Raw genomic sequence first — 16,930 nt, forward strand, 5'->3', positions numbered from 1 at the left:
CAAGAAGTCTGCAACTTCTTGGGATCATGCTTGTTATGCCACTCCAGCGATCGCCCTGGCGAACTCGCTTGCGGAGAAAGGTTCGAGGTCGTCGACCTGTTCGCCGACGCCGATGAAATAGACCGGCAATTTGTGCTTTGCCGCGATCGCCACCAGAATACCGCCGCGTGCCGTGCCGTCCAGCTTGGTCATCACCAGGCCGTTGACGCCGGCGACATTGCGGAAGATCTCGACCTGGTTGAGCGCGTTCTGGCCGGTGGTGGCGTCGACCGTCTGCAGCACGGTGTGCGGCGCTTCCGGATCGAGCTTGCCCAGCACCCGGACGATCTTTTCCAGTTCCGCCATCAACTCGGTCTTGTTCTGCAGCCGCCCGGCGGTGTCGATGATCAGCACGTCGGAGCCGGCTTGCTTGGCCTGTTCGAAGGCGTCGTAAGCAAGACCTGCCGCATCGGCGCCAAGCTTCGAGGCGATGACCGGCGACTTGGTCCGCTCGCCCCAGATCTTCAATTGTTCGATCGCGGCGGCACGGAACGTGTCGCCGGCCGCGAGCATCACCGACAGGCCGCCGTCGGTGAGCTTTGCCGCCAGCTTGCCGATCGTCGTGGTCTTGCCGGTGCCGTTGACGCCGACGACAAGGATGACATGCGGCTTGTGGCTGAGATCGAGCTCCAGCGGCATGGCGACGTGGGTCAGCACCTTCTCCACCTCGGCCGCCATGATTGCGCGGACTTCCGTCTCGGAGACGTCCTTGCCGTAGCGGCTGGCGGCCAGCGAATCGGTGATGCGCAACGCCGTCTCCATGCCGAGATCGGCGCGGATCAGCACGTCCTCCAGATCCTGCAGCGTGTCCTCGTCCAGCTTGCGCTTGGTGAAGACGCCGGCGATGTTGCCGGACAGTTCCCGGGAAGAGCGGGCAAGCCCCTCCTTCATACGCTGGAACCACGAGCGCTTCGGTGCCGGTCCCGGCGCCTTCTGCGGCTCGGCTTTCTGCTCGACCTTCTTGGTTACGGTGACCTTGCCGGGGGCCGGCTTTGGCTCCGGCGGTGGTTGCGGAACGGCCTCCGGCTCGGGTGCGATCTCGGCAAGGACCGGATTCGCCTCGATCGGCGCCGGCTGGCGAATGGGGGGCGGGATTTCGGCCGGCGGCGCTTCGGGCGCTGCTGAGGGGGCCTCGGCGGGCGGTGCCGGCTGTTCTTCCGGCTGGGACGGGGCGATTTCTGGCTGCTGCGGCTCGGGCTCAGGAAGTTCCCGAGGCCCTAGTGCAGGAGCTGGCTCGGGAATGACGGGAGCAGCCGGGATTTCTTCGAGCTCCGGCTCCTCAGCAGCCGGTTCCGGCTCCGACGGCTGCAACTCCTCGACCGGAGCAGCCTCTGTCTGGATTTCAGGCTCGGGCGCCGGCTCCTCGGCAGGCGCCTCCGGCTCCTCGACCGGAACAGGCTCTGCCTGGATTTCAGGCTCGGGCGGAATGGTCGGCGCAGGTTCGGGCCCGGCCTCGTCAACAGGCGCCGGCTGCGGTGCGGAAGGTGCCTCCGGTTCGGCCGCGGGCGCAGCTTCTGCCTCGGGCCGAGGCTCTTCGCGTTTCAAAAATTCCGGTACGGCCTGCTCGGCCGCCGGCTTCAGCGCCTCCAGCGCATCCCATTTGATCGGCGGCAGGGGTGCTGACTCGTCGATCCGCTCTTCGACCACTTCCTTCTTGCCGAACGAAAATATCTTCTTGAGAAAACCAGCCATGTTCTTGCGTCTCAGGCGGCGCGAGCGGCAGGCGGCGCGGCGATCAGTCTGATACCGTCATGGCCGGCGATATCAGCCTCAACGATTTCGCCCGGCGCACCCGCGGCGACCGCGGCGAGCGTGAAGCCTTCGGTGCGGCCGAGCCCGTCGCGCTCGACCAGGATCGACTGGCGTGTTCCGGCGAGTGTGGCGAGGTGACTGATATAGGCGGCGTCGCCGGCGGTGCGCAGCCGTGCCGCACGCTGCTTGACCACCTCGCGGCGAAGCTGCGGCATGCGCGCGGCGGGGGTGCCTTCGCGCGGCGAGAACGGGAAGACGTGGAGATGCGTCAGCCCGCATTCCTCGACGATCTCCAGCGATTTTTCGAACATGGCGTCCGTCTCGGTTGGGAAGCCGGCGATGATGTCGGCGCCGAAGACGATGCCGGGACGCAATTTGCGCAAATCCTCACAAAAGCGGATCGATTGATCGCGGTTGTGCCGGCGCTTCATCCGCTTCAGGATCATGTCGTCACCCGCCTGCAGCGACAGATGCAGATGCGGCATCAGCCTGGGCTCGGTGGCAATGGCGTCGAGCAGATCGTCGTCGGCCTCGATCGAATCGATCGAGGAGAGGCGGAGGCGTTTTACACCAGGCACCTGCTTCAGGATTGTCTTGACCAATTTGCCGAGTTTCGGGCTGCCAGGCAGGTCGGCGCCGAAACTGGTCATGTCGACGCCGGTCAGCACGATCTCGGCATAACCATTGCCGCTCAGGCGCTCGACCTGCTCGACCACGGCCCCCATCGGCACCGAGCGCGAATTGCCGCGGCCATAGGGGATGATGCAGAAGGTGCAGCGATGATCGCAGCCGTTCTGCACCTGGACAAAAGCCCGCGCCCGGCCCTCGATGGCGTCGACCATGTGGCCGGCCGTCTCGCGTACCGAAAAGATATCGTTGACGCGAGCCTTCTCGGTATCGTTGACGCCGAAATCCGGCAGCGCGCGATAGGAATGCGCCTTCAGCTTCTCTTCATTGCCGAGGACGAGATCGACCTCGTCCATGGCGACGAAACTCTGCGGCTCGGTCTGCGCGGCGCAGCCGGTGACGATGATGCGGGCGGCCGGGTTCTCCCGGCGGGCCTTGCGGATCGACTGTTTTGCCTGGCGCACCGCCTCGCCGGTGACGGCGCAGGTGTTGAAGATGATGGCGCCGCCTTCCAGCGCGCCAAGGCCGGCGCTTTCCGCCTCTCGCCGCATGACCTCGGATTCGTAGGTGTTCAGCCGGCAGCCGAAGGTGACGACGTCAACACCTTTGGGAAGAGTGGGGCCCCTGGAAAGAGCGGGACCCTTCTTGGCAAGAGGAGCCATCAGGCGGCGCTTTCGGTGTCGCGGGCCCACACCCCGGTCGACGGATCGAAGCTGCCGGAAAATTCCCATTCGGCGGCGCCGGTGAGGATGACGTGGTCGTCGCCGCGCCATTCGACATGCAAGGAGCCGCCGCCGGGCGTCATCAGAGAGACGCTGCGTCCGGTCCGCTTGGTGCGCGCGGCAGCGACGACGGCGGCACAAGCCGCCGTACCGCAGGCCTTGGTCAGGCCGGCGCCGCGCTCCCAGGTGCGGATGACCATCGTCTCGGGTGAGGTCACCCGTGCGATGGTGATGTTGGCGCGTTCGGGGAAGATCGGGTGGTTTTCGAGCAGCGGGCCGAACCGGTCGAGCTCATAGGACCAGACGTCGCGGTCGACCCAGAAGATAGCGTGCGGATTGCCCATCGACACGACCGAGGGCGAGTGCAGTACAGGCGCGTCGATCGGGCCGATCTGTAGCTCGATCATGCGGGTATCACGGAATTCCTCGGCCAGCGGAATATCCTGCCAGCCAAAACGCGGCTTGCCCATGTCGACCGAGATCAGCCCGTCGGCATGTTCTTCGGCGTTGAGGATGCCGGCGACTGTCTCGAAGGCGAATGTCTTCTGGCCGGTCTCGGCGGCAAGTGCCTGCACCACGCAACGCATGCCGTTGCCGCAGGCCTGCGCGCCGGTTCCGTCGGAATTCAAAATGTCGATAAAAAAGGTGGTGCCCGGCGTCCTGGCGTCGTGGATCGCCATGATCTGGTCGAATTTCGTCGCCGCATCGGCATTGAGCGCAAGGGCGGCAGCCGGCGTCACCCGATCGGCGCGAACGCGCATGTCGGCAACGATGATTTCGTTGCCGATGCCGTTCATCTTGGCGAAGGGGGCAGTACTTGCCATGGATCGAAAGGTCTCATGCCGGTTTGGCGCCTATATGGCGGATACCGGCCGAAATTACCAGTGTGCGCACGTGTCAGAGCGACGTGCGTCCACTTGGACGCACAAAGTACGCTCTGACACTTTGAACCCGCGCAACGTGCTTTCCGAAAATCGATTCCGATTTTCGGGCCGATGTGTCTACGCCACCGCGAAGACGCCAAGCATGACCAGCAGGAAGATGATCAGCACGATGCCGATAAGGATACGGGCGCCGGTGGCGGCGGCTCCGGCCAATGCCGGCATGCCGAGCAGGCTGGCCGCGGCCGCGATGATCAGAAGAATGACAATCCATTTGATCATGGGGGATCCCTCGCAGCCGACGGTTGTGGATGCCAACCAACGCGTTTGCGACGTCCCGGGTTCCCCTGCGCCGCGAAGCCGGTTGCCTGCCTAGGCATCGGACCCAAAAGTGGGTACCGGTTTTGGGAAAATCCGATGCTCAAACAAGAAGATAGAGCGGCGGTTCGCTTCGACTTGAAAGTCCGCCGCTCTAGACCGCCGGCACGTCCCAGACCTCGCCGGGACGCAAGGCGCGAAAGCGTTCTTGCGGGATACCTTGATCGTCGAGGGCTTCGCCAAGCTTTCTGGCCGGCTCGTCGATCGGCTCGTTGGTGAGCCGGAACGTGCCCCAATGGCAGCCGGCGGCATAGGCGGCGTTGCACAAAAGCATGCCTTGCACCGCCTCCTCCGGATTCTGGTGGTGTGGCGCCATGAACCAGCGCGGCTCGTAGGCGCCGATCGGCAGGATGGCGAGGCGGAAGCCGGCGTGCCTTTCGGCCATCAGCCGGTAGTTGATGCCGTCGTGGAAACCGGTGTCGCCGGGGAAATAGACCTTTCCGCCTGGCGTCTCGACCACAAATCCCGCCCACAGCGCCATGCGCCGGTCGCGGGTGCCGCGCGCCGACCAGTGGTGCACCGGCTCGACATGGACGGCGACGTCCTTGCCGATATCGACCCGCTCGCCCCAGTCATGCACGGAAAGCCGCATTCCGGAAACGCCATCGTCGATGATGGCGTCGTTGCCGAGCGGCGTCAGCACCAGCGGGTCGTGCCTTGTCTTCAGCCGCTTCAGCGTGGCGAGGTCGAGATGGTCGTAATGGTTGTGGCTGACCAATACGAGATCGATCGGCGGCAGGTTGGAAAAGGCGATGCCCGGCGGATTGACCCGTTTCGGCCCGGCAAAGGAGAGCGGCGAGACCCGCCGCGACCAGACCGGGTCGGTGAGGATGTTCAGGCCGGCTGTCTGGATGAGCAGCGAGGAATGGCCGATCATGGTCAGCCTCAGTCCGGAGCCGTCGATCCGCTTGGCCGGCGTGGCCTGATGAAACGGACTTGGATTCGCCGCCGGCCATTTCGAGCGTTCGCCGCCCAGCTGCCACTTCAGAAGATCGGAAAAGCGGGCAGGCAGCTTGCCGTTGGGATTGAAGAACAAGGTGCCGTCGAAATGATCGCTCGGTGGGCCGCTATAATAGCGATTGGCGGCTCTTTTTCTCGCAGCCAAGGTTTTCGCCTCCGGCAGGGTTCCGTTTCATCAGAGATAGGACCGGAGCCGGCTGGCGCAAGCATTTGGCAGCCGAATGCCAAGGGCATGCCTGTCCAGGCAAAACCGCTGCGCGCCTCGGTCAGACCCACAGGGCAGGCTTTAGGCTGCATGTATTTTGTGGTAAAGTTGCAACACGTGCTGCCGCAAATAGTATTTTAACCATATCGGGTTGAAATTTCGCCACCTTCTCCATCTTGGTGAGTGGAGATTGTGCGGACGGCAGCCCAGCCGGATCCGACGGAGGTTTGAAATGAATTTTTCGAAAACCGGTCTGCTGGCCGTATCGCTTGCCGCACTCGTTGCGAGCGGCTGTTCAACGTCACGGTTCTCGTCGATGGACCAGGAGCAGCCGGGGCCGCTGCAAGCCGCGCCCTCCGGCACGGTGACCGCAAACCAGCTGCCGCCGCCGGCGGCGCCCGGCACCGCCGACCCGTCGAAATTTCCGACGGCGCCGCAAGGCCCCCAGGTTGCCTCGCTGCCGCCGGACGGGACGGCTCCGGCCGGAGCGCCGGATCTTACCGCAGGCAGCGTCGCCGGCGTGTGGAAGGCCAGCGTGTCCGGCCAGAGCTGCCAGGTGGCGACGCCACAGACCAAATTCGGCGCCGGCTACCGGGCCGGACCGCTGCATTGCCCGGCGCCGATCGACGGCATCAAATCCTGGAACGTCGCCGGCAAGCAGTTGACGCTGTACGACGAGAATGGCGGTACGCTGGCACGGCTCTATTCCTCGGGCGGAGAGAAATTCGACGGCCAAACTTCCAACGGCCTGCCGATCTCGCTTACAAGAGGCTGACCCGCCCCCATTTGTTTTTACGCAATTCCGGACGGAAAACCGAGACACACTTTTCCTGGAATTGCTCTAGAACGACGTGACCGATGCATCTGCGTGACGGCCTTCAGACCCATGCGACCGTCCGGCAGCGCTACGACCATCTGGTTGTGTCAGGCCTGATCGAGCGCGATCCGGCGCAGGAGCGGATCGTCGCGGCACTCGACCGGCTGATCGATGAGATTTCGGCAAAGCGGCTGGCGCACAAATCGAGCGCGCTGGGCTGGCTGTTCGCCCGCAAGCGCGAGACGCGCGAGGCCGTCAAGGGCCTCTACATCCATGGCGGCGTCGGCCGCGGCAAGACCATGCTGATGGACATGTTCTTCGAGCTGGTGCCGGTCAGGCGCAAGCGCCGTGTGCATTTCAACGACTTCATGGCCGATGTGCAGGACCGCATCCAGAAGCACCGGCAGGCGCGCAAAGAGGGCGCCGTCAGGGAAGACGACCCGATCGCGCCGGTGGCCCGCACGTTGGCCGAGGACGCCTGGGTGCTTTGCTTCGACGAGTTTTCCGTCACCGACATCGCCGATGCGATGATCCTGTCCCGGCTGTTCTCGGCGCTGTTTGCCAATGGCGTCGTGCTGGTCGCCACGTCCAATGTCGCGCCGCAGGATCTCTACCGCGACGGCTTGAACCGCAAGCTTTTCCTGCCCTTCATCGGCATCCTGGAGCGGCATGCGCAGGTGCTGGCGCTGGACGCCGACAAGGACTATCGGCTGGACAAGCTCAGCCGCCTGCCGGTCTATGTCACCCCCGCCGATGCCGCCGCCGACGCTGTCCTCGACGAGGCCTGGGAAGTGATGACGCATGGCAGGCCGGCGGCCGAGGCGGCGCTGACGGTAAAGGGCCGGCAGGTCGTGGTGCCGCGTGCCGCCGGCGAAGCGGCGCGGTTTTCCTTCGGGGATCTGTGCGAAAAACCGCTCGGCGCCCGCGATTTCCTGGCGATTGCCGGCCGCTTCTCGACCGTCTTCATCGATCATGTGCCGGTGCTCGGCGAAGGCATGCGCAACGAGGCCAAGCGCTTCATCCTGCTGATCGACACGCTGTACGACCATCATGTGCGGCTGGTGGTAAGCGCCGCGGCACCGCCACCGCAGCTGTATACGGCCAAGCGCGGCCACGAGGTCTTCGAGTTCGAGCGCACGGCGTCACGGCTGATCGAGATGCAGAGCCATGAATGGCTGGAAGATTGGGCGGAGAGGCAGAAGGCGACGCTGACCGAAGCGCAGCAGGCGCAGGCCTAAGTCACCGATAGCTCCAGAATGTCGTTCGGTAGCGATCCTTCGCGCCCCCCTCTGTCCCACCGGCCCCTACAACCGATACACATACATCACGAACTCCTCCGCCGGCCCGTGCGGCTCCTTCCGCGCCTCATAAAGCGCGCGCGCCGAGACATTGCGCGGCTCTGTGCCGACCCATGCCTCCTCGCAGCCATGCTCCCGGCCGAGCTCAAACATGGCGTCGAGCATTTTCCTCGCTATGCCCTGGCGCTGGAAGGCCGGCGCCACGCCGACTTCGTCGATGTAGAGTTCGCTCACCTTGTCCGGATGGCGGTGGATGACGGCTGCGCATTGGCCGACGACTATGCCTTCGGCCACGGCGATGATCATGAAATGGCCGGGTTCGTGGAGATACGCTGCCAGCCGATCCGGCCTGACCGGTTCATCGAACACATCCTCGGCGAACCGCATCACAAGGGCGTCATCGCCGTGGTTGAGCCTTACGATTTCCACATCCATTGTGTAAAATCTCCCAAGTCGGCTTATAAACTTTGACGTTTACGTAAATCCCAACCCATCTAACCGATTGAAAAATCTCACTCCAAAATAATCGTTTGAATTTCTTACGCGCTGGGGCTATTTGGGGGCGGCGAAAATTCGCGGCTTCCCCGCAGCATTCCGGCCCGCTTCTTCGACGCCGTCATGGCGCCGTCACAGTCTAAAGGGACAACATCCTCACATGGCACGCAACAAGATAGCGCTCATCGGCTCGGGCATGATCGGCGGCACACTCGCCCACATGATCGGCCTCAAGGATCTCGGCGACGTTGTGCTGTTCGATATCGCCGAGGGCATCCCGCAAGGCAAGGGGCTGGATATCGCGCAGTCGTCGCCGGTCGATGGCTTCGACTCCAGGCTGACCGGCGTCAACGATTATGCCGGCATCGAGGGCGCCGACGTCTGCATCGTCACCGCCGGCGTGCCGCGCAAGCCCGGCATGAGCCGCGACGACCTTCTCGGCATCAACCTGAAGGTCATGGAGCAGGTTGGCGCGGGTCTCAAGAAATACGCGCCGAAAGCCTTCGTCATCTGCATCACCAATCCGCTCGACGCCATGGTCTGGGCGCTGCAGAAGTTCTCCGGACTGCCGAAGAGCCATGTCGTCGGCATGGCCGGTGTGCTGGACAGTTCGCGCTTCCGCTACTTCCTGGCCGAGGAGTTCAAGGTGTCGGTCGAGGATGTCACCGCCTTCGTGCTCGGCGGCCATGGCGATTCCATGGTGCCGATGATCCGCTATTCGACGGTCGCCGGCATCCCGCTGCCCGACCTCATCAAGATGGGCTGGACCTCGAAGGAAAAGCTCGACCAGATCGTGCAGCGCACCCGAGACGGCGGCGCCGAGATCGTCGGCCTGCTCAAGACCGGCTCGGCCTTCTACGCACCGGCCGCCTCGGCGATCGCCATGGCCGAAGCCTATCTCAAGGACAAGAAGCGCGTGCTGCCCTGTGCTGCGCATCTCTCCGGCCAGTATGGTGTCAAGAACACCTATGTCGGCGTGCCGGTGGTGATCGGCGCCGGCGGCGTCGAGCGCGTCATCGAGATCGAGCTCGGCAAGGCCGAGCAGAAGATGTTCGACAACTCGGTGGCGGCGGTGCAGGGCCTGTGCGAGGCCTGCGTCAAGATCGCTCCGCAACTCGCCGCCAAGTGACCCGCCGCCAAGTGACCCGGAGACATCTAGCATGAACATCCATGAATATCAGGGCAAGGCGCTGCTGAAGGGCTTTGGCGCACCGGTGGCCGAAGGCGTGCCGGTGTTCGAGGCAAGCGAGGCGGAAGCCGCCGCCAAGGCGCTGCCCGGCCCGCTCTATGTGGTGAAGAGCCAGATCCATGCCGGCGGCCGCGGCAAGGGCAAGTTCAAGGAGCTCGGCCCCGACGCCAAGGGCGGCGTCAGGCTGGCGAAGTCGGTGGCCGATGTCGTCGCCAACGCCAACGAAATGCTCGGCCACACGCTGGTCACCAAGCAGACCGGCCCGGCCGGCAAGCAGGTCAACCGCCTCTACATCGAGGACGGCGCCGACATCGACCGCGAGCTCTATCTGTCGCTGCTGGTCGATCGCTCTGTCGGCCGCATCGCTTTCGTCGTTTCGACCGAGGGCGGCATGGACATCGAGGCGGTCGCCCACGACACGCCGGAAAAGATCATCACCGTCGCCATCGATCCGGAAAAAGGCATAACGGCGGATGATTTGAAAGAACTCAACGGCGCGCTGAAGCTCGACGGCGAGGCCGCCAAGGACGGCGAGACGCTGTTCCCGATCCTCTACAAGGCGTTCGTCGAGAAGGACATGAGCCTGCTCGAGGTCAACCCGCTGATCGTCATGAGAAACGGCCGGCTGCGCGTGCTCGACGCCAAGGTGTCGTTCGACAACAACGCGCTGTTCCGCCATCCCGACGTGTTGGAGCTGCGCGACATCACCGAAGAGGACGAGAAGGAGATCGAGGCGTCGAAATACGACCTCGCCTATGTTGCGCTTGACGGCAACATCGGCTGCATGGTCAACGGCGCCGGCCTCGCCATGGCGACGATGGACATCATCAAGCTCTACGGCGCCGAGCCCGCCAACTTCCTCGATGTCGGCGGCGGTGCGTCGAAGGAGAAGGTGACGGCGGCGTTCAAGATCATCACCAAGGATCCGGCGGTCAAAGGCATCCTGATCAACATTTTTGGCGGCATCATGAAGTGCGACATCATCGCCGAGGGTGTCATCGCGGCTGTCAAGGAAGTCGGGCTGCAGGTGCCGCTGGTGGTGCGGCTGGAAGGCACCAATGCCGAGCTCGGCAGGAAGATCATCAACGACAGCGGGCTCAACGTCGTCTCGGCCGACGACCTCGACGACGCGGCCAAGAAGATCGTGGCGGCGGTGAAGGGTTGAGGGGTAGCCGATGGTCTCGCCCCGACTTCTGTGCGCAATTGGCCTAAGCTGCATCGCCATGGCGGCGCAAGCGGAAGAGATTTCGGATGCAATAGTGCTCTACAAGAATATCTGTATCGCAGCCAACGGCGATTTGACCAAAGCGGAGCAATTGACGATTGCGAATGGATTTTCGATCGATTCTGACGACCATGGCAGAAAGACTTTTGATCGAACGAGGACTGGAACTCTCTCAGCGCCGTTTGTCATGCTCAAGCCGGCGGGATCAAATGGGAATGAGTCGATCGATGTCTGTGAGATCTTCGGAACTACGATCCGAATGGCAGAGTTTGACAACTACGCTCGCTCGCAAGGTTTGGTCGAGGTGCCAAAGGAAGAGATTTTTGGCGATCTGGCGGACCAAAACTACGTCCGCATTTACGCAAACAAGGAATGCCAGGCTGCTGTGGACGGCAGTGCCGCATGCCTCTTTATCTGGACCATCGGCGACAAGCCGGTAGACGACAAGTTCAGTGGCGTTTTTCGTTTTGGAACTCATCGGCCTCAAGCGGTGAATCCACTGTGACCCTCCCTCCACCAACAAGTTTGAAAGGCTAATCTGGTGCCTCCGCACAAAATAAACCTCGTCGAGGCGGCGGATGCGAAGATCAAAAAAGTCTTCGATCCGCATATCGCCGGCGACGTGAATGACAGCCAGGTCAAGATCGCCAAGTTCGGCGAAGTCTTCGACTGGCACGCGCATGACAATGAGGACGAAGCCTTCCTCGTGCTGCGCGGCCGCATCGCCATCGATTTCCGCGACGGCACGGTGGAGCTTGGCAGCGGCGAGTTCATCGTCGTGCCGCGGTCCGTCGAGCACCGGCCGCGCTCGCTGAGCGAGGAGCCGGTGGTGCTGATGTTCGAGCCGGCGACGACGCTCAACACCGGCAACGCCAAGAGCGACCTCACCGTCGCCGATCTCAAGCGTCTCTGACCTGACGATGACCGCGCAGCCTTCCTCGATCAACGGTTTGTAAAAAAGGACCACCATGTCCATTCTCGTCGACAAGAACACCAAGGTCCTCGTGCAGGGCCTGACCGGCAAGACCGGCACGTTCCATACCGAACAGGCGCTGGCCTATCACGGGACAAAAATGGTCGGCGGCATCCATCCCAAGAAGGGCGGCGAGACCTGGACCGGCGACAAGGGCGAGAGCCTGCCGATCTTTTCCACGGTTGCCGAAGGCAAGGCAACGACCGGCGCCAATGCTTCCGTCGTCTATGTGCCGCCGGCGGGCGCCGCGGAGGCGATCCTGGAAGCGATCGAAGCCGAGATCCCGCTGATCATCTGCATCACCGAGGGCATACCGGTGATCGACATGATCAAGGTCAAGGCGAGGCTCGACCGCTCGACATCGCGGCTCATCGGCCCCAACTGCCCCGGCGTCCTAACTCCCAACGAATGCAAGATCGGTATCATGCCCGGCAACATCTTCCGCAAGGGCTCGGTCGGCGTTGTTTCCCGCTCGGGAACGCTTACCTATGAGGCAGTGTTCCAGACCACCAATGTCGGCCTCGGCCAGACCACCGCCGTCGGCATCGGTGGCGACCCCGTCAAAGGCACGGAGTTCATCGACGTGCTGGAGATGTTCCTCGCCGACGACGAGACCCAATCGATCATCATGATCGGCGAGATCGGCGGCTCGGCCGAGGAAGACGCCGCGCAGTTCCTCAAGGACGAAGCCAAGCGTGGCCGCAAGAAGCCGATGGCCGGTTTCATCGCCGGGCGCACGGCCCCGGCCGGCCGCACCATGGGTCATGCGGGAGCGGTCATTTCCGGCGGCAAGGGCGGCGCCGAGGACAAGATCGCGGCAATGGAATCGGCCGGAATAAAGGTTTCGCCGTCGCCGGCCCGGCTCGGCACGACCCTGGTCGAAGCGATCAAAGGTTAAGGGAGTAGGGCAGTATGGGAGTAGGGGAATAGGAAGAACGGGACGAGTGGCGACAATTGCCACTTTCCCTACTGCCCTATTCCCTTACTCCCCTTCGGAAAAGGAGACGGAGCCAGGCTCCGCGGAAAAAAATGGCAAGACACGATCAGGCCAACGACCAATTTTCGCTTACCTCTTTCCTCTATGGCGGCAATGCCGACTATATCGATGCGCTCTACGCCGCCTATGAGGACGATCCCTCTTCGGTCGACCCCGAATGGCAGGACTTCTTCGCGGCGCTGAAGGACGACGCCGGCGATGTCCGCAAGAATGCCAAGGGCGCCTCATGGGCCAAACCCTCATGGCCGCTGCAGGCCAATGGCGAATTGGTGTCGGCGCTCGACGGCAATTGGGGCATCGTCGAGAAGCACATCGAGAAGAAGGTCCAGCACAAGGCGGTGATGAACGGCGTCACCCTTTCCGACGCCGACGTGCATCAGGCGACGCGCGATTCTGTGCGCGCCATCATGATGATCCGCGCCTACCGCATGCGTGGCCACCTCCACGCCAATCTCGATCCGCTCGGTATCGCCAAGCCGCTCGAGGATTACAACGAGCTGTCGCCGGAAAATTACGGCTTCACCGCCGCCGATTACGATCGCCCGATCTTCCTCGACAATGTGCTCGGGCTCGAATTCGGCACCATCCGGCAGATGCTGGACATATTGACCCGCACCTATTGCTCGACGCTCGGCGTCGAGTTCATGCATATTTCCGATCCCGAGGAGAAGGCCTGGATCCAGGCACGCATCGAGGGCACCGACAAGGAGATCTCCTTCACCGCCACCGGCAAGAAGGCGATCCTGCAGAAGCTGGTCGAAGCCGAAGGCTTCGAGCAGTTCATCGACGTCAAGTACAAGGGCACCAAGCGCTTCGGCCTCGACGGCGCAGAGGCGCTGATCCCGGCGCTGGAGCAGATCGTCAAGCGCGGCGGCCAGCTCGGCATGAAGGAGATCGTGCTCGGCATGGCGCATCGCGGCCGGCTGAACGTTCTCTCCCAGTTTATGGCCAAGCCGCACCGCGCCATCTTCCATGAGTTCAAAGGTGGCTCGGCCGCGCCCGACGAGGTCGAGGGCTCGGGCGACGTGAAGTACCATCTCGGTACTTCGTCGGACCGCGAGTTCGACGGCAACAAGGTGCACCTGTCGCTGACTGCCAATCCCTCGCATCTGGAAATCGTCGATCCGGTGGTGATGGGCAAGGCGCGGGCCAAGCAGGACTCTCTGTTCGGCCGCAGCCGCGAGGAGATCGTGCCGCTGGAAGAGCGCGCCAAGGTGCTGCCGCTGCTCCTGCATGGCGACGCCGCCTTTGCCGGCCAGGGCGTGATTGCCGAGATCCTCGGCCTGTCGGGCCTGCGCGGCCACCGCGTCGCCGGCACGCTGCATTTCATCATCAACAACCAGATCGGCTTCACCACCAATCCGCGCTTCTCGCGCTCGTCGCCCTATCCGTCGGATGTGGCCAAGATGATCGAGGCGCCGATCTTCCACGTCAATGGCGACGATCCGGAAGCCGTGGTCCATGCCACCAAGGTGGCGATCGAATTCCGCATGAAGTTCCACAAGCCTGTCGTGGTCGACATGTTCTGCTATCGCCGCTTCGGCCACAATGAAGGCGACGAGCCGGCCTTCACCCAGCCGATCATGTATAGCAGCATCCGCAGCCACAAGACGACGGTGCAGATCTATGCCGACCGGCTGATCGCCGAAGGCCACCTCACCCAGGCCGAATTCGACAAGCTCAAGGCCGACTGGCGGGCACATCTCGAGCAGGAATTCGAGGTCGGCCAGCATTACAAGCCCAACAAGGCCGACTGGCTGGATGGCGCCTGGTCGGGCCTGCGCACGGCCGACAACCAGGACGAACAGCGGCGCGGCAAGACCGCCGTGCCGGTCAAGACGCTGAAGGAGATCGGCAAGAAGCTGACCGAGGTGCCGAAGGATTTTGCGGCCCACAAGACGATCATGCGGTTCCTCGAGAACCGCCGCCAGGCGATCGAGTCGGGTGAAGGCATCGACTGGTCGACGGCCGAGTCGCTGGCCTTCGGCGCCATCCTGCTCGACGGCAATCCGGTCCGGCTGTCGGGACAGGATTCGGAGCGCGGCACGTTCTCGCAACGCCACTCCGTGCTCTACGACCAGCGCGACGAGACACGCTACATTCCGCTCAACAATCTGTCGGCGGCGCAGGCCGGCTTCGAGGTCATCAACTCGATGCTGTCGGAAGAGGCCGTGCTCGGCTTCGAATACGGCTACAGCCTGGCTGAGCCGAAGGCGCTGACGCTTTGGGAAGCCCAGTTCGGTGATTTCGCCAACGGCGCCCAGGTGGTGTTCGACCAGTTCATCTCGTCGGGCGAGCGCAAGTGGCTCAGAATGTCGGGCCTCGTCTGCCTGCTGCCGCATGGCTATGAAGGCCAGGGGCCGGAACATTCGTCGGCCAGGCTCGAGCGCTTCCTGCAGCTTTGCGCCGAAGACAATATGCAAGTGGCCTACTGCACGACGCCGGCCAACTATTTCCACATCTTGCGCCGGCAGTTGAAGCGGGATTTCCGCAAGCCGCTGATCCTGATGACGCCGAAGTCGCTGCTGCGCCACAAGCGGGCGGTGTCGACGCTGCCGGAGATGTCGGGCGAAAGCGCGTTCCACCGGCTGTTGTGGGACGATGCCCAGCAGCTCCCCGGCCAGGCGATCAAGCTCACCAAGGATTCGAAGATCCGCCGCGTCGTGCTCTGCTCGGGCAAGGTCTATTACGACCTCTACGAGGAGCGCGAGAAGCGCGGCATCAACGACATCTACCTGCTGCGCGTCGAACAGCTCTATCCGTTTCCGGCCAAGGCGCTGATCACCGAACTGTCACGCTTCCGCAATGCCGAGATGGTGTGGTGCCAGGAGGAGCCCAAGAATATGGGCGCCTGGTCGTTCATCGATCCGTATCTGGAATGGGTGCTGGCGCATATCGACGCCAAGCATCAGCGGGTGCGCTATACCGGCCGGCCGGCCGCCGCGTCGCCGGCGACCGGATTGATGTTGAAGCATCTCGCCCAGCTTGCCGCCTTGCTCGAAGACGCGCTCGGCGAATAGAACAGCGCTCGGCGAATAGAACAGAACCGACAGAAAACGGACAGGCATAATGGCTACCGAAATCCGCGTCCCCACTCTTGGCGAATCCGTCACCGAGGCGACCATCGGCAAATGGTTCAAGAAGGTGGGCGACGCGATCGCCACCGACGAGCCGCTGGTCGAGCTCGAGACCGACAAGGTAACGGTGGAAGTGCCGGCCGCGTCCGCAGGAACGCTTAGCGAGATCGCGGTCAATGAGGGCGAGACGGTCGAGGTCGGCGCTTTGCTCGGCATGATTTCGGCGGGCGACGGGGCAAAAGCGGCAGCACCCGCGAAGGCGTCAACTCCCGAACCAAAGCAGGACGCGGTATCGCAGGCCTCGGCGCCGACCGCCGCATCGACTGTCAAGCAAGCCGCGGCCGAGACCGCCAAGATCGCCGGCGATGCCGGGCCGATCGAGGCCCGCACGATGCCGCCGGCGCCAGCGGCGGCGAAGCTGCTGGCCGAGAGCAATCTCGCGGTCGACCAGGTCTCGGGTTCCGGCAAGCGCGGCCAGGTGCTGAAGGGCGACGTGCTCGATGCGATCGCCAGGGGCGCGCCGTCGCAACCGGCCGAGGCGCCGAAGGCCCCTGCACCGATCGCTGCCCGTGCGCCATCCTCGGCCGATGACGCGTCGCGCGAAGAGCGCGTGCGCATGACCAAGCTGCGGCAGACCATCGCGCGCCGCCTCAAGGAAGCGCAGTCGACCGCCGCCATGCTGACTACCTTCAACGAGGTGGACATGAGCGCGGTTATGGCGCTCAGGACCAAATACAAGGATGTGTTCGAGAAGAAGCACGGCGTGAAGCTGGGCTTCATGGGCTTCTTCACCAAGGCCGTCACCCATGCGCTGAAGGAGATCCCTTCCGTCAATGCCGAGATCGACGGCACTGACATCATCTTCAAGAATTACGCCCATATCGGCGTCGCCGTCGGCACCGAAAAAGGCCTCGTCGTGCCGGTGGTGCGCGATGCCGACCAGATGTCGATCGCCGAGATCGAGAAGGATATCGGCAGGCTGGGCATCGCCGCGCGTGACGGCAAGCTGTCTGTGGCGGATATGCAAGGAGGCACTTTTACGATTTCTAACGGCGGCGTCTACGGGTCGCTGATGTCGACGCCGATCCTCAACGCGCCGCAGTCGGGCATTCTGGGCATGCACAAGATCCAGGAGCGGCCGGTGGTGGTCGGCGGCCAGATCGTGATCCGGCCGATGATGTATCTGGCGCTCTCCTACGATCACCGCATCGTCGACGGCAAGGAAGCGGTGACCTTCCTGGTCCGGGTCAAGGAAAGCCTGGAGGATCCGGAGCGGCTGGTGCTCGACCTCTAGG

The 16,930-nt window shown here is 63.3% G+C and carries 15 protein-coding genes; 9 read left to right on the forward strand and 6 right to left on the reverse strand.

The genetic code is table 11. The features are described 5' to 3' along the window. Nucleotides 1-33: 33 nt before the first annotated feature. The 5 genes from ftsY to IHQ72_RS04440 all read right to left on the reverse strand — a co-directional run bounded on the left by ftsY (nucleotide 34) and on the right by IHQ72_RS04440 (nucleotide 5,504). Complete coding sequence (ftsY, locus tag IHQ72_RS04420) at nucleotides 34-1,731, reverse strand: signal recognition particle-docking protein FtsY (protein ID WP_258121350.1); 1,698 nt, start codon at nucleotides 1,729-1,731, stop codon at nucleotides 34-36. Between the two features lie 11 nt (nucleotides 1,732-1,742). Further along, nucleotides 1,743-3,080 carry a tRNA (N(6)-L-threonylcarbamoyladenosine(37)-C(2))-methylthiotransferase MtaB gene (gene mtaB / locus IHQ72_RS04425; RefSeq protein WP_258121351.1) on the reverse strand — a complete coding sequence of 446 codons (1,338 nt, stop codon included), beginning with the start codon at nucleotides 3,078-3,080 and terminating at the stop codon, nucleotides 1,743-1,745. Then, a complete protein-coding gene (dapF, locus tag IHQ72_RS04430) occupies nucleotides 3,080-3,964 on the reverse strand; it encodes a diaminopimelate epimerase (protein ID WP_258121352.1) in 885 nt (294 codons plus the stop codon). The genes mtaB and dapF overlap by 1 nt, the downstream gene beginning before the upstream one ends. Nucleotides 3,965-4,141: 177 nt before the next feature. Then, complete coding sequence (locus IHQ72_RS04435) at nucleotides 4,142-4,303, reverse strand: DUF1328 family protein (RefSeq protein ID WP_128175373.1); 162 nt, start codon at nucleotides 4,301-4,303, stop codon at nucleotides 4,142-4,144. Nucleotides 4,304-4,493: 190 nt separating this feature from the next. Beyond that, nucleotides 4,494-5,504, reverse strand: a complete 1,011-nt coding sequence (locus IHQ72_RS04440) for an MBL fold metallo-hydrolase (protein ID WP_258121353.1) — start codon at nucleotides 5,502-5,504, stop codon at nucleotides 4,494-4,496. A gap of 292 nt (nucleotides 5,505-5,796) precedes the next feature. Here IHQ72_RS04440 and IHQ72_RS04445 point away from each other — a divergent pair, with 292 nt between their 5' ends. After that, nucleotides 5,797-6,339, forward strand: coding sequence for an AprI/Inh family metalloprotease inhibitor (locus IHQ72_RS04445; protein WP_258121354.1), 543 nt, complete (start codon nucleotides 5,797-5,799; stop codon nucleotides 6,337-6,339). A gap of 83 nt (nucleotides 6,340-6,422) precedes the next feature. Then, a complete protein-coding gene (gene zapE / locus IHQ72_RS04450) occupies nucleotides 6,423-7,619 on the forward strand; it encodes a cell division protein ZapE (protein WP_258121355.1) in 1,197 nt (398 codons plus the stop codon). A gap of 66 nt (nucleotides 7,620-7,685) precedes the next feature. Here zapE and IHQ72_RS04455 read toward each other — a convergent pair whose 3' ends face one another. Next, nucleotides 7,686-8,114: a GNAT family N-acetyltransferase gene (locus IHQ72_RS04455; protein WP_258121356.1), complete on the reverse strand. Its 429-nt coding sequence runs from the start codon at nucleotides 8,112-8,114 to the stop codon at nucleotides 7,686-7,688. A gap of 220 nt (nucleotides 8,115-8,334) precedes the next feature. Here IHQ72_RS04455 and mdh point away from each other — a divergent pair, with 220 nt between their 5' ends. From mdh to odhB, 7 genes are all read left to right on the forward strand, one after another. Further along, entirely contained in the window at nucleotides 8,335-9,303 is a 969-nt protein-coding gene (gene mdh, locus IHQ72_RS04460; RefSeq protein ID WP_027153710.1) for a malate dehydrogenase, read from the forward strand. A 31-nt stretch (nucleotides 9,304-9,334) separates the two neighbouring features. Next, nucleotides 9,335-10,528: an ADP-forming succinate--CoA ligase subunit beta gene (gene sucC, locus IHQ72_RS04465; RefSeq protein WP_258121357.1), complete on the forward strand. Its 1,194-nt coding sequence runs from the start codon at nucleotides 9,335-9,337 to the stop codon at nucleotides 10,526-10,528. 58 nt (nucleotides 10,529-10,586) lie between these two features. Continuing rightward, nucleotides 10,587-11,093, forward strand: a complete 507-nt coding sequence (locus tag IHQ72_RS04470; protein WP_258121358.1) for a hypothetical protein — start codon at nucleotides 10,587-10,589, stop codon at nucleotides 11,091-11,093. A 36-nt stretch (nucleotides 11,094-11,129) separates the two neighbouring features. Then, a complete protein-coding gene (locus IHQ72_RS04475) occupies nucleotides 11,130-11,501 on the forward strand; it encodes a cupin domain-containing protein (RefSeq protein WP_258121359.1) in 372 nt (123 codons plus the stop codon). 55 nt (nucleotides 11,502-11,556) lie between these two features. Then, nucleotides 11,557-12,459, forward strand: a complete 903-nt coding sequence (gene sucD, locus IHQ72_RS04480; protein ID WP_258121360.1) for a succinate--CoA ligase subunit alpha — start codon at nucleotides 11,557-11,559, stop codon at nucleotides 12,457-12,459. A 131-nt stretch (nucleotides 12,460-12,590) separates the two neighbouring features. After that, nucleotides 12,591-15,578: a 2-oxoglutarate dehydrogenase E1 component gene (locus tag IHQ72_RS04485; protein WP_258121361.1), complete on the forward strand. Its 2,988-nt coding sequence runs from the start codon at nucleotides 12,591-12,593 to the stop codon at nucleotides 15,576-15,578. 49 nt (nucleotides 15,579-15,627) lie between these two features. Continuing rightward, nucleotides 15,628-16,929, forward strand: a complete 1,302-nt coding sequence (odhB, locus tag IHQ72_RS04490; RefSeq protein WP_258121362.1) for a 2-oxoglutarate dehydrogenase complex dihydrolipoyllysine-residue succinyltransferase — start codon at nucleotides 15,628-15,630, stop codon at nucleotides 16,927-16,929. Nucleotide 16,930: the final 1 nt, after the last annotated feature.

Origin of the sequence: Mesorhizobium onobrychidis, from assembly GCF_024707545.1 — a bacterium.
Lineage (GTDB): Bacteria > Pseudomonadota > Alphaproteobacteria > Rhizobiales > Rhizobiaceae > Mesorhizobium > Mesorhizobium onobrychidis.

Excerpts from the sequence above, each read along its gene's own strand:
- ftsY (WP_258121350.1), bottom strand. The coding sequence starts at position 1,731 with ATGGCTGGTTTTCTCAAGAAGATATTTTCGTTCGGCAAGAAGGAAGTG.
- mtaB (WP_258121351.1), bottom strand. The coding sequence starts at position 3,080 with ATGGCTCCTCTTGCCAAGAAGGGTCCCGCTCTTTCCAGGGGCCCCACT.
- dapF (WP_258121352.1), bottom strand. The coding sequence starts at position 3,964 with ATGGCAAGTACTGCCCCCTTCGCCAAGATGAACGGCATCGGCAACGAA.
- IHQ72_RS04435 (WP_128175373.1), bottom strand. The coding sequence starts at position 4,303 with ATGATCAAATGGATTGTCATTCTTCTGATCATCGCGGCCGCGGCCAGC.
- IHQ72_RS04445 (WP_258121354.1), top strand. The coding sequence starts at position 5,797 with ATGAATTTTTCGAAAACCGGTCTGCTGGCCGTATCGCTTGCCGCACTC.
- zapE (WP_258121355.1), top strand. The coding sequence starts at position 6,423 with ATGCATCTGCGTGACGGCCTTCAGACCCATGCGACCGTCCGGCAGCGC.
- IHQ72_RS04455 (WP_258121356.1), bottom strand. The coding sequence starts at position 8,114 with ATGGATGTGGAAATCGTAAGGCTCAACCACGGCGATGACGCCCTTGTG.
- mdh (WP_027153710.1), top strand. The coding sequence starts at position 8,335 with ATGGCACGCAACAAGATAGCGCTCATCGGCTCGGGCATGATCGGCGGC.
- sucC (WP_258121357.1), top strand. The coding sequence starts at position 9,335 with ATGAACATCCATGAATATCAGGGCAAGGCGCTGCTGAAGGGCTTTGGC.
- IHQ72_RS04470 (WP_258121358.1), top strand. The coding sequence starts at position 10,587 with ATGGCGGCGCAAGCGGAAGAGATTTCGGATGCAATAGTGCTCTACAAG.
- sucD (WP_258121360.1), top strand. The coding sequence starts at position 11,557 with ATGTCCATTCTCGTCGACAAGAACACCAAGGTCCTCGTGCAGGGCCTG.
- IHQ72_RS04485 (WP_258121361.1), top strand. The coding sequence starts at position 12,591 with ATGGCAAGACACGATCAGGCCAACGACCAATTTTCGCTTACCTCTTTC.
- odhB (WP_258121362.1), top strand. The coding sequence starts at position 15,628 with ATGGCTACCGAAATCCGCGTCCCCACTCTTGGCGAATCCGTCACCGAG.